The organism is Vibrio sp. 5S239 (genome assembly GCF_041439575.1).
Lineage (GTDB): Bacteria > Pseudomonadota > Gammaproteobacteria > Enterobacterales > Vibrionaceae > Vibrio > Vibrio kanaloae.
Genome location: NZ_JBGOOM010000001.1, coordinates 302,849 through 317,212, shown reverse-complemented (window position 1 = coordinate 317,212; position 14,364 = coordinate 302,849). Strand labels below are relative to the sequence as shown.

Below are 14,364 nucleotides of genomic sequence, written 5' to 3'. Positions count from 1 at the left end.
AAAGCATAACAGCTAGATTGGCAAAACCACATTTGTTCTAGATCAACTTTGATCTGGGTATGTGGAAATCCACAATATCCCATGAACGGTCAAAAACTGACAATGAGCCCAACAGAACGAATACCCATTTATAGGTACCAATATGGACTCATTGAAAAGACGGTTTCTCAGCCAATTCGGTAAAGTTTCCGCGGGTGCTGCGCTCATCCCCATTACTGGAATTAATACCGCAGTCGCAAGCACAGCCATTCGTAATAACAACCAACCAGACCGCAAAGGCGAAGTAGGAAAACGCTACGCCATGGCGATTGATTTACGTAAATGCGTTGGCTGTCAGGCATGTACTGTTGGCTGTAGCGTTGAAAACCAAGCGCCAATTGGCCAGTTCAGAACCACCGTAAAACAGTATGAAGTCTCCCTTGATGATGGTTCGACTACTCAACAAGAGGTGAAGTCATTCATGTTGCCTCGTCTGTGTAACCACTGCGACGATGCTCCGTGCATTAAGGTTTGTCCTGTTCAAGCGACCTTCCAACGCGAAGACGGCATTGTAATGGTCGACAACGAACGTTGCGTAGCTTGTGCTTACTGTGTTCAAGCCTGTCCTTACGACGCTCGCTTCATCAATAACGACACCCTTACCGCAGACAAATGTACCTTCTGTGCACACCGCCTTGAAGATGGCTTACTGCCCGCTTGTGTCGAAACCTGTGTTGGTGGTGCGCGCGTTATTGGTGACCTCAAAGACCCAAACAGCGAGATCAACCGCCTGCTTAATGAAAACCAAGACGACATCAAGGTGCTCAAGCCAGAGCAAAATACCAACCCACATGTTTTCTATATCGGCATGAACGAGCGTTTCGTTAGCCATATCGAAGGTCAGCCTGCGATTTATGATCCAGCCGCCATTGATAACTTGTCCTCTAGCAAACAAGAACTGGCAATCGCGACACAAGGTAAACAAGGAGAGACAGCATGAATATCACTGAGGTGTTAGTTCCCGCTCAAGAAATGGCTTGGCTACCGTGGGCGGTTCAATATTTTTTCTACATTGGTTCGGCTTACGCGGCCGCTATTCTGTTTTTGATTGCTCTGATATTCAAAGACTCAACCAGTCACCAATTCCGATCAGCGCTTGTGCTTGTCATGGCGATTGGCGGGATTGTTGGACCACTCGCACTAACAGGTGACTTACACCAACCGGGACGCGCATGGCATTTTTATGCTCACATCACACCTTGGTCGTGGATGTGGGTGGGTTCTCTGTTTCTGCCTCTATTTTCAGGCCTTGCTGTTGCTACCGCGTGGGTTTACCTACGTGACGACATCGCACAGCTTAAAGAGAGTGAAAATCCACTGTTAAAACGCTTGTCTTGGCTTACGCTAGGCCAATGGCAGGTTTCAACCAAGCTAATGATTGCACTCGCTGCTGTGACGGCTGTATCGGGCTTAAGCATTGCGCTTTACACCGGTGCCGAGATTGCAATTTTGGCGAGCCGACCACTTTGGCACCAACCTGCATCTCCACTACTTTGGTTCTCCACGGCATTCTTTGCCGCAATAGGTTTAGCGCTATTGATTTGGGCTCTTTTGCCATCAAGTGAGCCAAACCTAAAAACAACTGATCTATCACTGGTACAGAAAACCATTACCTTAACAGGTGGCCTTGCCATCATTCTCACATCAATTTGGGCATCTAACCATGGTCACTTCAACCTATATGAGAATGACACGTGGGGCATCAATTTAGGCATCATGACCACGAGCATTTTGCTGTGCATGATTTTAGTTCTGCCACTGCAGCGCCTATCGCGAAGCAAGCTTGGAATCGTCTGTATTGCGCTTGCGACCATCCTTTCAGCATGGGTAGTACGTTGGGTCACCATGATGGAAGTTCAAACCATTCCACGTTTTGATGTGGGTCCATTCCCTTACGAACTGCCAATAGGCAGCTCTGGTTTACTCGGCATTGTTGGTATGTGTGGCCTTTGGTTAGCACTTGCGTTGTTCGCTTCTGAAATCGTATCAACAAAAGCCCTATCGGTTAAATCAGCTCATAAAACATCGTCACCACTTAACCGTTCACATAGCTTGTAGTCTAAGGAATCATTATGGATAACAAACGTCGTCAATTTTTGAAAACAGGCCTTGCTGCCGGTGGTGTTGGAGCTTTTGCTGCAGGCTATGCTACAACCACAAAACACATGATTCACGGTGCTATCGATGGAACCGCGGGTAAAAAAACCAACCACATCCACCACGGTAATTCATTAGAGACGGAATACAGTGTCGATGAACAAGGTAAGATCTCACCAAATCCAAACCAACGTGTTGCACCCTCTATGTGTTTTGGTTGCTGGACACTGTGTGGCCTGCGTGTACGTATCGATAATCGCAATGACGAGATCTTGCGTATCTCAGGCAATCCGTACCATCCGCTATCAAGCGACCAACAGATCCCGTTCAAAACACCGGTAAAAGATGCCTACATTGGCTTGTCTGGTGAATCCGGTATCAATAACCGCTCGACAGCCTGCGCTCGTGGTAATGGCATGCTAGAGATTCAAAACAGCCCATACCGAATCACTCAACCGTTAAAACGTGTTGGTAAACGTGGTGAAGGCAAATGGGAACCAATCAGCTACGAACAACTTATCTCTGAGATCACCGAAGGTGGTAACTTGTTCGGTGAAGGCGAAGTGGAAGGCTTGCGATCAATTCGCGACATTGAAACACCACTTGATCCAAACAACACTGAATACGGACCAAAAGCCAACCAACTGCTTGTGACCAATGCCGGTAATGAAGGTCGTGACGATATCTTGAAGCGCTTTGCATTCAACAGTTACGGTACTCGCAACTTCGGTCACCACGGCTCTTACTGTGGTTACGCGTTCCGCGCAGGTTCAGGTGCAATCATGAACGATCTAGACAAGTTCTCGCATTTAAAGCCCGACTTCAACAACGCTGAGTTCATTCTGTTCATCGGTATGTCTCCGGCTCAAGCGGGTAACCCGTTTAAGCGTCAAGCACGACAACTTGCTGAAGCTCGCACGAACGGAAAGCTAAGCTACACCATAGTGACACCAAGCCTTCCTGCAGGGTCATCAAGCCTCGCGGCGGGCGATCGCAACAACTGGCTGCCGATCAAGCCGGGCACCGATTCAGCATTAGTTCTGGGCATGATCCAATGGATCATCGAAAACCAGCGCTACAATCACGACTTCTTGTCTCGCCCAAGCGCACAAGCGATGCAGAAAGCTGGCACCACACACTGGTGTAATGCATCTCACCTTGTTATCAGCGACGAAACACACCCACAAAACGGGCGCATGCTTCGCACATCGGATATTGGTTTGCTAGAAACGGGCGAACCACTATCTGACGATGACGGATTCATCACGCTTGATGTGACAACGTCACTATTAACATCACATATTCAAGTAGATGAAGCAGCTCTGTTTGTCGATCAAGACGTAGAGATCGATGGTCAGACCGTTCGTGTTAAGTCTTCTCTACAAAGATTGAAAGAAGAAGCCTTCAAATATGACCTTGCTTACTACAGCGAGCAGTGTGAAATCCCACAAGACCAAATTATTGCGCTGGCAAAACGCTTCACTAGCTACGGAACGAAAGCCGTCGTGGATACTCACGGTGGTAACATGCACACCAACGGCTTCTACAACTCGTTCTCTATCTTAATGTTGAATGCGCTGATCGGTAACATCAACGCGAAAGGCGGGGCGATGGCGAAAGCGGGTGGCTACCCAACTTCTGTTGCTGGCCCACGTTACGACTTTACCAAGTTCAAGGGTAAGACTAAGCCTCAAGGTGTGTTCTTGTCTCGCAGCAAGTTTCCGTATCAGAAAACCAGCGAATACAAACGTCGTGTTGCAGCCGGTGAATCACCTTACCCAACACGCGCGCCTTGGTACCCAATCTCTGCACCGCTTTTAACTGAGCACTTATCAGCTGCCATTGATGGCTATCCTTACCGAGCAAAAGCGTGGATCAATCACATGGCGAACCCACTTTATGGGGTTCCGGGTTTAGACAACTTGCTGGGTGAGAAGCTTAAAGATCCAAAACAGCTTGGCTTGATCGTCTCTATCGATGCCTTCATCAATGAGACCACAGCGTTATCGGATTACCTCGTGCCAGACACAGTGACCTACGAAAGCTGGGGCATGGCCACACCGTGGCATGGCGTCGCAACTAAAACGATCACCGCTCGTTGGCCGATTGTTGAACCGAAAACCTCACGAACTCAAGACGGGCGCGCCATCAACCTAGAGAATTTCTTTATTGATCTGGCGAAAACGCTTGGCTTAGGTGGCTTTGGCGACAACGTAATTAAAGATAGCCAAGGTAACTGGCACGGTATTCATAGCGCTGAAGATTTCTACCTGCGCTCAGCGACTAACTTGGCATTCGTAAAAGGCGGCGTGCCGAATGTCGATGCTGAAGATATCGTTTGGTCTGGTTTAGAACGCCTAGTACCCGTGATGAACAAAACGCTCAAACCAGAAGAGATGCTTAAAGTGGCGTATATCTTTGCGCGTGGCGGTCGTTTTGAAGATGCAACCAATGCGTACACCAATGAAACCATGAAGTACAAATGGACCAAACCATTGGCTATCTGGAATGAAAAGCTGGGCACCTCTCGCAACACCATTAGTGGCGAACAGTACATGGGTTGTCCGACATGGTATCCACAAAAGTTGGCAGACGGCACACCTTTAGCAGAGCAGTTCCCAGTAAAAGAGTGGCCGTTCACCCTGACGAACTTTAAATCCAACATTCACAGTGCAGTGTCTAACTTGTCACCACGTTTAGAGTCCATCAAGGGCGTGAACCCGGTTTACATTCACCCACAAGACGCCTCTTCAGCAGGCATCAAAACCGGTGACGTATTTGCCATTGAAACACCGAGCTCAACCACACAGGCATTGGCGATGGTTATTGATGGTATCAAGCCGGGCACATTAGGTTTTGAACACGGCTTTGGCCATAAAGAACTCGGTGAGCGTGCACACTGGATTGGTGACACGCAGCAACCAGTAAAAATGAAGTCGAACGATGGCGTTAACATCAATGATATAGGCTTGATTGACCCGACGAGAGAAGGCAAAGGCGTCATGCTCGATTGGGTTGTGGGCGCGGCAGCAAGGCAAGCGCTTCCGGCTAAGATCTACAAAGTGTAAGCCGAGCTATACAAGGTCGCATTATTGGGGCCACACACGCCTCGACTCATGCGCAATTATGGGTACAACAGAGCAATCCATCGTTTTGGGGTTGCTCTGCTCTTCCCCTCCTTTATATAGAAAGCAGGCAATCTTCACTTCACCACAACTTTTTTAGCCAGCCCCTATCAAGCGGCTATGCTTACACTATCGGTGCCATAAAAGAGCCTTAACAAACATTGACACTGAGGCGAACATGGCAGCTCCCTTGCGTTTCATTAACAGTAATTGGATCAGCCAACCGGACTTCACACCATTACCGCTAGGTTGAGTTATTACCACTAAGTTAAGTGAGGTTATTAATGTGAGACTTACCTCAAGTTATTAATGAATTAATGTGGAAATCCACAATAGCGCCAACAATCAATTATGCCGAAAATGCGTGCATTATAACCAATAGCGACACCTCATGACTAAGCTGAAAATTAGAACTCAAACTTTAACGCTTTGCATCGCAGCTTTAGGAAGCCTTTCTTTAGCTGGTTTTGCACAAGCCGCGCCTAATCCAATGCCAGAAGCCGCAGAAACCTGCAGCGGCTGCCACCAAGCTGATGGAAAAGGCATGCCCAACATCGCCCCTATGCTTGCAGGGCTCAATGCTGATTACCTCGAACATCAACTGATTTTGTTTTCTAGTGGCGAGCGTCAAAGTGCAATCATGAAAGGCATGGCGGATGGTGTATCCGACCCTGCTATTCGTCGTGAAGTTGCAGAGTACTTCGCATCATTACCTTCTTACGAATTCACCGATTTAGAGCAGCGCGGCTCACAGGCTGATATTGATAACCCGTATCGCAAGCTGGTATTCCAAGGCGATTGGGATCGAAACATTCCAGCGTGTGCTACGTGTCACGGGCCAAGTGGTATGGGCGTAGACAAGTTCCCACGTCTAGCGAGCCAGCACGCCGACTACATTCAAACCCAGCTCAACGCTTGGAAAAGCGGCACTCGCAAGGGGGATGATTTGAACATGATGGGCAATATCGCTGGCAAGTTGACCGACGATGAAATCAAAAACCTATCTTACTACTTCGCATCTTTCCGATACTAAAGGGCTCGCATGAAAACATTACTCTTAATTACCGCAACCCTTGCCTCTGGAATCGCTTATGCCGAAGGTGAATTGCCCGATCGTCAAACCGAACTGCCAGCCGTTGAGAAACCTCAAGATAACAAATATCTGGTGCCACGAGATTTAGTCAATATTCCTGCAGGGGAATTTGGTGACAAAGTCAAACTGGGCTATTCGCTGTTTGTCGACTCACAGCAGATGCGTGGTACGTTCGTTGGCAATGAACAAAACTGTGTAAACTGCCACATGCAAGCGGGCATGAAACCAAATGCCGCGCCTCTTTGGGGTGCATACATGGCCTACCCTGCTTACCGTAAGAAAAACGATAAGGTAAATAGCTACGCGGAACGGATCCAAGGTTGTTTCACTTACTCTATGAATGGCTTACCACCAGCAGTTGATTCAAAAGAGATGGTCGCACTTACAGCTTATTCATACTGGTTAACCATGGGAGGAATCTTAGACAAGAATGGCCTACAAGATACGCCCGTTCCTGAGATAAGCGATGCAGACTTACAAGTCGGTGGTAAAACTGAAAGCTTCCCTCTTCCTGAGGAGCTGCTAAGCAAATACCCAATCGATGACCGCAGCAAGCTAGCAGGTCGTGGCTACCCTAAGATCGATAACCCTGAAAAAGAACCATCAATAGCACGTGGTGAAAAGGTTTACCAGGCGAGCTGCCAGACGTGTCACGGTCAAAATGGTGAAGGCATTAAAGGCGCGGACGGTCACTCATATCTACCATCACTTTGGGGCGAGAACTCATTCAACTGGGGCGCAGGTATGCATCGCGTAAACACGGCTGCATACTTCATTTACGAAAACATGCCGCTTGGAAAGAGCCAACAGCTTTCTATTCAGGAAGCATGGGATGTGGCTGCCTTCGTCAACAGCCATGAACGTCCACAAGACCCTCGATATAAGGGGGATGTTGCTGGCAATGCTAAGCGTTACCACAATCACCAAGGTTACTATGGTAAAAAAGTCGACGGTCATGTCACAGGTTCAAAAGCCTACCCAAGCGGAAAGGACGTGATTCATTGATAGACATTTGTGAATACAAATAGCCGTTCACGTCAGTCATAGCTATACTTTACATTGTAAATCGGTTCTCGCGGGAATAATAAAAAGGAGCCAGATCGTATGACGATCTGGCTCCTTTTTCACGTTTGATATATTTAAAATACAACTAACCTTGCTGCATTTTCTCCCAAATCGTTGGAGATCCAATATAGTCTTGAACTGTAGTGATGAACTCTTTCACCAGTTTAGTCTGCTTGCGGTGCGGATACACAGCGTAGATAGCCGTATCTATCGTTGAGATTGGGTAATCAGGAAGTAAGGTGACCAAGCCCAGCTCTTTCATTGAGGCGTACAGATTAGATTGGTCAACAAAGCCATACCCTAAGCCATCTTTAACGCAAGACACCATAGTGCGGACATCGCTCACCTTATAATTGCCACGAATCGTTAGACTTTGGAAAGTGTTACCATGCGGCTCTTCGCTGATACTTAGATGATCGACCGTCATATCGCCATTGGTATAAATAACAGCAGGTAACGCGAGCAAGTCTTGTGGCGTCTTAGGCTCACCATGTTTTTTCACAAAGTCGTTTGACGCAACCAGCATGAAGTTACTATCGGCAATCTTCTTTGCGATCAAATTTGATTCAACAAGCTTGCTAAAGCGAAATGCGATATCAAACTGACCAGCAATAATGTTGGCTATCTTGTCGTCTAGCGACAGCACAATCTGAACATCAGGATACCTTCTCATAAACTGAGTGATGATAGGTTGCAGGTATTGCTGACCAAAATAGATCGGCGACGTAATTCGTAGCACACCTTTAGGCTCAGACTGATAGGAATCAGCAATGCCTTGTATCTGATTGATGGTATCTTTTAACACATAGGTTTGCGCGAGAATATCTTCACCCGCCGACGTTAAAGAAAACGAGCGCGTAGAACGATTGAGCAGCTGCACACCTAAGTCTTGCTCAAGCTTTTTAATCTGTTTAGAGAGGGATGAGTTATCCATATCATGTAAGGTTGCCGCTTTGGTGAACGACCCTTGTTGAACCACATCTAAGAACAATAACAACTGATTAGTATTGGGCACTGCGCCTCTCCTGACATACAACTCGACTAACGTTCGTCTTTAGGGGTATCCATGACCACCATGGTCGTTATAGATTGAACCTGAGCACACTCGCCAAGTACATTGGCATGAAACTTTTTATAGGCTGGAAGATCTTTGGTCTCTACCCTGATCAAGTACTCATTCGCACCGGTAATATTGTGGCACTCCACCACCTCTTTTTCCAAACTGACGTGCTGTTCAAATTCTAACTGAGCCGATTTGCTGTGACTAGAAAGCCCAATAGAAACATACGCAATAAAGCCCACCCCCATCAGGCCGTTATCCAAAACCGCGCGGTAACCTTGAATGATACCTTTACGTTCGAGATCTTGTACTCGTCTGAGCGTTGCTGAAGCCGACAAACCAATTCGTTCAGAGAGCTCAATGTTGGAGATTCTGCCGTCCAACTTAAGTTCTTGCAATATCCTTTCGTCAAATCTATCCATAGCTAATTATTATTGTGCATTAAGTGATAATAGAGATAATAAAAGCACATAATTGCCTCACTTTCCACATACTATATTTCTCAACGCGTGAAAGTCATGACCGGTCAGTCACCTTCGTTCATTTTATTGCTGGAGAACCATAATGCCTTTAGAACAACTTAGCGCGCTTGCCTTGTTTGCGTTTGTCTCGACCTTCACACCAGGTCCCAATAACATCATGCTCATGACATCAGGTGCCAATGTTGGCTTTGCACGTACGATTCCGCACATGCTTGGCATTGCTCTGGGGTTTGCAGCGATGTTGTTATTGGTAGGTTTCGGCTTAATGGGTATTTTCAATGCATACCCAGTGACACACCAAATTTTGAAATACCTAAGTCTTGCTTACCTCGTGTACCTTGCGATTAAGATAGCATTGAGTGGCAAAGCTAAAAGTACCGAAGCTTATAAGCCAATGACCTTCATCGGCGCTGCAAGTTTTCAGTGGGTGAATCCAAAAGGTTGGTCAATGGCGTTGACTGCCATTTCCGTTTACAGCAGTGGCAGTTCATGGTGGGAGCTTGCGATCATCGCGGCTATTTTCACTCTCGCTAACTTACCATCAGTGACCTTCTGGACGGCAGCAGGCAAGCAACTGCAACACTGGCTAACAACACCAGTACGCATCAAAAGCTTTAATTACGGTATGGCGGGCTTGCTGTTAGCATCAACGATTCCAATGCTCTAATCGACTCACTATAGCTATTGATGGTTAGCACACAGCTGCTAACCATCATTGTTTTTAAAGAAACCCGGTAATTTCACTAACCCAACGACCAAATATCGCCTGCCCGCTCGGTGTTAACGTCCACACAAACGCCGCTACATTCATTGCTACTGTTAGCCAATAAATCGCTCTGAACGGCTGCTTTTTCGTTTTATGACGCAGTTTATCTTGAGCAATCAAAGCCCCTAGCCAACCACCAGCAAAAGAGAAGATGTGCAGAGTTTTCTCTGGCACACGCCAATTGCCATTAATTGCCGCTTTCTTGTCCTTTGCATACACAAAAAACGTCACCACTCCGACAGCTAAATACCACACTAATAGTACTTTCGAACTTTTTACAAACAACACAGACACCGCTACCATCACCAGATAAGTGATGGAGATTTGAATAGATGAAGACAACATCGACCCCTTTTTAGCTAACAGCTCACATTCTCTAGCAATTACGCCCTATCAATTGTCATAAGGATGATTAAGACAGACTACTCATTTACTATTCGACTTCGCAATCTCATAGTAAACCCCTATACCGCTTTAATAAAAGTGGCTCAATTATAAAGATACTCAATCAAAATACTCACTTTATCTATACGGATAATTTTCCAACGATATTAAAGATCTTTATTCCTATTAAAAAATAAGCACTTAACATAGTGATAATTACCTCACACAAAGAAGGATGAGTACTCCCCCTTATTGCCTACGCCTAGGCTCTACGCCCTTGATAATATACTTCTTTTTTATGTGTTATCGACCCAATAAAATTTGAAATACCCGACGCAAATTGTGATTTGCTCACTAAGTTTCTTATATTTACCCGTTGAAAATAACTTTATATATAGCGGTCACAAATAGCTGACCATAACAAACACTACGATATCCAACTAATTAAAAGTGACATATGGATATCAAACGTGAACATGAACAATAGAACTATAAATCTCAATAACACGGTCAATATTTTGAATAAAAGACGTTTCAAACGATCTACCTTGGCCAAAGCGATTTTACCTCTCTTCACTGCTACTTTAATCGCGGGATGTGGCAGTGATAATAATAGCGACAACGGTACGGACGCAGCCAGCAGTGGCTTATACAAAGCTGGCGAAAACGAAGTCGTTGTTTACTACAAACGTGATATCGCGGCCGCAAGTGCGTCTCACTCGACCTACGACGGTTGGGGTCTTCATCTTTGGAATGGCGAAGGTTGTACTAGCACAGACTTAATCGGCATGGGGTTAAGCGAAACCGGAACCAACTGGGAAGCACCTTATGAATTTGACGGTATCAGCGATACCTACGGTGCCTACTACATATTGAAAGTTGACCCAGATGCCTCTGACCCACACAAATGCATGAACTTCATCTTGCACAATGGTGATGAAAAAGCATTTGGCAGTGCGAACTCGAAGGTCGAGTTAACTAAGCTTGGCGATTCACAAGGTGTATTCGGTTTCCATGGCAGCAGCGAGTTGTACTACGACCCGATCTCGGAACAACCAGTCAATATTGATGGTCAAAAAGCACACTGGCTAGATGCAACCACGATTGGTTGGGAAGCGGCAAGTAATACTGATTCTGTAAAACTCTTCTATGCGTTAGACAACAGCATCACAATGAACGATGACAAAGAGATTGTCGGCGGAACTGCAATTGAACTAAGCAAAGACGGAGATCTATCTTCTGAATTAAAAGAACGTTTCCGCCACCTTGCAAGTTTACCGGCCCTTGCTATTGACGTTGACGACAATACTTTACGTACCATCTTAAAATCTCAGATAATTCTTGTTGCCTACAACGCTAATGGCGATGTTATCTCTTCAACTGAGGTTCAAAAAGCTGGTGTACTTGATGCGGTATTTGCTAGTGAAGATGCTGGTAATGCGATGAGTGAAGAACTAGGCGCGATTGTTGAAGGCAGTGCAGCGACCTTCAAGCTTTGGGCACCAACCGCGCAAGATGTTGAGCTCGTCCTATACAGCGAAGATCTGCAAAGTTCACAAGTGCTCCAAATGACGGAAAACACTGAGACGGGTATTTGGGCGACTGACGCAGTGTCTAATGCAGTCAACAGTTACTATCGTTACCAAGTGAAGGTGTACCATCCAACCACAGGCAACATCGAGACTCGCCTTGTAACCGACCCATACTCTCTCAGTTTGTCGAAGAACTCTGCATATTCTCAAGTGATTGACCTGAATGATTCAACCTTGAAACCAGTGAACTGGGACCACTACCTACGACCAACCGTAGAGAAAGACGAAGACCACGTACTTTACGAATCACACCTACGTGACTTTAGCTTCAGCGATAAGCTCGGCACAGCTAGCCTAAATGGCAAGTACCTCGCTCTTACAGAAGCCGATCGTGAGTCGGTCAAGCACCTACAAGCTCTGAAAGATGCGGGTTTAACCACGCTGCATATCTTACCGGCATTTGATATTGCTACCGTCGATGAAGATGCCGCGAGCCGTGTCGATATTACTGACACCGTTGGTAAACTGTGTGATGTAAAACCGACTGCTACCTTATGTGGAAGCGAAGACGAAAACAAAGTCATCGAAGATGTACTCGATGGTTATGACCCTTCAACGGGTGACGCACAAGCATTAATGAATGACCTTCGTATGCTTGATAGCTTCAACTGGGGCTACGACCCATTCCATTACACGGTGCCAGAGGGAAGTTACGCGACCGATCCTAATGGCTCTCAGCGTATTCTCGAATTCCGTCAGATGGTCAAAGCCACGCACGACATGGATCTCAAGCTGATCATGGACGTGGTATACAACCACACCAATGCGTCTGGTGTGAACGATAAGTCGGTACTGGATAAGATTGTCCCTGGGTACTATCACCGTCTTAACGTCAACACAGGTGGCGTGGAAAACTCGACCTGTTGTGACAACACCGCGACCGAAAACCTAATGATGGGTAAATTGATGGTCGACTCACTCAAGGTATGGGCTGACGATTATAAAGTAGATGGTTTCCGTTTTGACTTAATGGCTCACCAACCAAAAGACGTAATGGTAGAGGCATTGGAAGAAGTGCGTAAGATCGATCCGAATACCTTGTTCTATGGGGAAGGTTGGGACTTTGGTGAAGTAGCAAACAATGCCCGCTTCGACCAAGCGAACCAAATCAACATGGCAGGCACAGAGATCGGCACGTTCTCAGACCGTTTGCGTGACGCCGTACGTGGTGGTAGCCCGTTCGATGGTGGCGTCGACTCTGAGGGCAACCACCCACTTCGCTTTAACCAAGGCTTTGGTAACGCAGCTATTGCCAATGAAGAAACCAAAGTTGATCAAGATTCGATCAATGGTCGTTTACATAACCAAGATCTTGTTCGTTTAGGGATGGCAGGTAACCTCGCAGAATACGTGCTGATTGATTACAAAGGCGATACCAAACTGGGTAAAAACGTTGACTATAACGGTGCACCTGCTGGTTACACCAAGGTGCCGTCAGAGAACATCTCTTACGTTTCAAAACACGATAACCAAACGCTTTGGGATAACAACGCCTACAAAATCGCTGCAGGTACGAGCTCTGCAAACCGCGCGCGTATGCAGTCTGTATCGCTCTCCACTGTGATGTTGGGCCAAGGCATACCATTCATCCACATGGGTTCTGAACTACTTCGTTCTAAGTCTATGCAGCGTGACTCTTACGATTCTGGTGACTGGTACAACCGCGTCATGTTCGATGGTACTGACAACAACTGGAACGTCGGCTTGCCACGTGAAGACAAAGATGGTGCTAACTGGGATCTGATCAAAACTATCATTGCTGACAGTACGGCTAAACCAGACGCAGACGACATTGACCTGACTAAACAGCAATTCCTAGAGCTATTAAAAATTCGTAGCTCAAGCGAACTGTTCCGCTTAGACACAGCAGACGAAGTCATGAAGCGTGTCGATTTCCGCAATGTTGGCGAAGATCAAGTCGAAGGCCTGATTGTAATGTCTATCGATGACGGCGTGTCTGCGGGCGACGATCTTGACCCTGCCAATGATGCGATTGTTGCTATTGTAAATTCAACTAATAAATCTCAATCGTTCAAAATCACCGGAGCGACAGGCTTTACGCTTCATGACGTTCAACAAAACTCGGCTGACGATACCGTGAAAGGTGCAAGCTTTGCCGCTCAAACCTTCACCGTACCTGCATTAACCACCGCTGTATTTGTGCAAGCTCAAGGTGACGCACAAGGTGTTGGCTTGCCAGTTGATAACTCAGGCAAAGATGTGTCTAGCATTCCACCATACGGTCAAACAACCGTGTATGTTCGTGGTGACATGAATGGATGGGGCACATCTGATGATTGGGCGATGAGCTTTGTGGCTAATGGGGTTTATTCTGTAACGGGTACTTTGGAAGCGGGAGACTATGGTTTCAAGTTTGCGGATGCAGATTGGAAAACACCTAACTTTGGTTGTGATTCTGTTGAACTTTCTGATGGTTCAATCAACCTAGGTACTGACGGTAACTGTCAATTGAGCGTAGCGGAGAGTGGTGATTACACGTTCACCTTGAATGCGACGCACGAGCTAGATGACAATGTAGATAAGGCCGTGGTTTCAGTCATCAAGAATTAAGCCTAAAAGCTTAGAATCTAATAAACAGATAATAAACCAGCGAAAGCTAGCCTTTGGGGAGACGTCAGTCTCCCTTTTTTATCCTCAACA

Annotated in this window: 10 protein-coding genes; 7 read left to right on the top strand and 3 right to left on the bottom strand. The window is 46.4% G+C overall.

The annotated features are described in order from the left end of the window. The first annotated feature begins 142 nt into the window (after positions 1–142). The 5 genes from dsrO (at position 143) to ACED48_RS01380 (ending at position 7,359) form a co-directional block, all read left to right on the top strand. Positions 143–979: a sulfate reduction electron transfer complex DsrMKJOP subunit DsrO gene (gene dsrO, locus ACED48_RS01400; RefSeq protein WP_017057862.1), complete on the top strand. Its 837-nt coding sequence runs from the start codon at positions 143–145 to the stop codon at positions 977–979. Beyond that, entirely contained in the window at positions 976–2,097 is a 1,122-nt protein-coding gene (gene nrfD, locus ACED48_RS01395) for an NrfD/PsrC family molybdoenzyme membrane anchor subunit (RefSeq protein ID WP_017057861.1), read from the top strand. The genes dsrO and nrfD overlap by 4 nt, the downstream gene beginning before the upstream one ends. A 14-nt stretch (positions 2,098–2,111) precedes the next feature. Further along, positions 2,112–5,204: a tetrathionate reductase subunit A gene (locus ACED48_RS01390; RefSeq protein ID WP_017057860.1), complete on the top strand. Its 3,093-nt coding sequence runs from the start codon at positions 2,112–2,114 to the stop codon at positions 5,202–5,204. A gap of 448 nt (positions 5,205–5,652) precedes the next feature. Beyond that, positions 5,653–6,294, top strand: coding sequence for a c-type cytochrome (locus ACED48_RS01385; RefSeq protein WP_017057859.1), 642 nt, complete (start codon positions 5,653–5,655; stop codon positions 6,292–6,294). 9 nt (positions 6,295–6,303) lie between these two features. Continuing rightward, positions 6,304–7,359, top strand: coding sequence for a c-type cytochrome (locus ACED48_RS01380; protein WP_017057858.1), 1,056 nt, complete (start codon positions 6,304–6,306; stop codon positions 7,357–7,359). A 145-nt stretch (positions 7,360–7,504) separates the two neighbouring features. Here the strand turns inward: ACED48_RS01380 and ACED48_RS01375 are convergent, their stop codons facing one another. Then, positions 7,505–8,434, bottom strand: coding sequence for a LysR family transcriptional regulator (locus ACED48_RS01375; RefSeq protein WP_017057857.1), 930 nt, complete (start codon positions 8,432–8,434; stop codon positions 7,505–7,507). Between the two features lie 26 nt (positions 8,435–8,460). Continuing rightward, entirely contained in the window at positions 8,461–8,901 is a 441-nt protein-coding gene (locus ACED48_RS01370; protein ID WP_032547968.1) for an Lrp/AsnC family transcriptional regulator, read from the bottom strand. A 142-nt stretch (positions 8,902–9,043) separates the two neighbouring features. On the opposite strand from ACED48_RS01370, the gene ACED48_RS01365 reads away from it, so the two are divergent. Further along, positions 9,044–9,628 (top strand): LysE family translocator, encoded by a 585-nt coding sequence (locus ACED48_RS01365; protein WP_017057855.1) that lies wholly within the window; start codon positions 9,044–9,046, stop codon positions 9,626–9,628. A gap of 54 nt (positions 9,629–9,682) precedes the next feature. Here ACED48_RS01365 and ACED48_RS01360 read toward each other — a convergent pair whose 3' ends face one another. Next, positions 9,683–10,072: a DUF1294 domain-containing protein gene (locus ACED48_RS01360; protein ID WP_017057854.1), complete on the bottom strand. Its 390-nt coding sequence runs from the start codon at positions 10,070–10,072 to the stop codon at positions 9,683–9,685. A gap of 554 nt (positions 10,073–10,626) precedes the next feature. Here ACED48_RS01360 and pulA point away from each other — a divergent pair. Continuing rightward, positions 10,627–14,274, top strand: coding sequence for a pullulanase-type alpha-1,6-glucosidase (gene pulA, locus ACED48_RS01355; RefSeq protein ID WP_139151209.1), 3,648 nt, complete (start codon positions 10,627–10,629; stop codon positions 14,272–14,274). Positions 14,275–14,364 lie beyond the last annotated feature (90 nt).

Bases quoted from the DNA above. Each gene is read 5' to 3' on its own strand.
- dsrO (WP_017057862.1), top strand. From the start codon at position 143: ATGGACTCATTGAAAAGACGGTTTCTCAGCCAATTCGGTAAAGTTTCC.
- nrfD (WP_017057861.1), top strand. From the start codon at position 976: ATGAATATCACTGAGGTGTTAGTTCCCGCTCAAGAAATGGCTTGGCTA.
- ACED48_RS01390 (WP_017057860.1), top strand. From the start codon at position 2,112: ATGGATAACAAACGTCGTCAATTTTTGAAAACAGGCCTTGCTGCCGGT.
- ACED48_RS01385 (WP_017057859.1), top strand. From the start codon at position 5,653: ATGACTAAGCTGAAAATTAGAACTCAAACTTTAACGCTTTGCATCGCA.
- ACED48_RS01380 (WP_017057858.1), top strand. From the start codon at position 6,304: ATGAAAACATTACTCTTAATTACCGCAACCCTTGCCTCTGGAATCGCT.
- ACED48_RS01370 (WP_032547968.1), bottom strand. From the start codon at position 8,901: ATGGATAGATTTGACGAAAGGATATTGCAAGAACTTAAGTTGGACGGC.
- ACED48_RS01365 (WP_017057855.1), top strand. From the start codon at position 9,044: ATGCCTTTAGAACAACTTAGCGCGCTTGCCTTGTTTGCGTTTGTCTCG.
- ACED48_RS01360 (WP_017057854.1), bottom strand. From the start codon at position 10,072: ATGTTGTCTTCATCTATTCAAATCTCCATCACTTATCTGGTGATGGTA.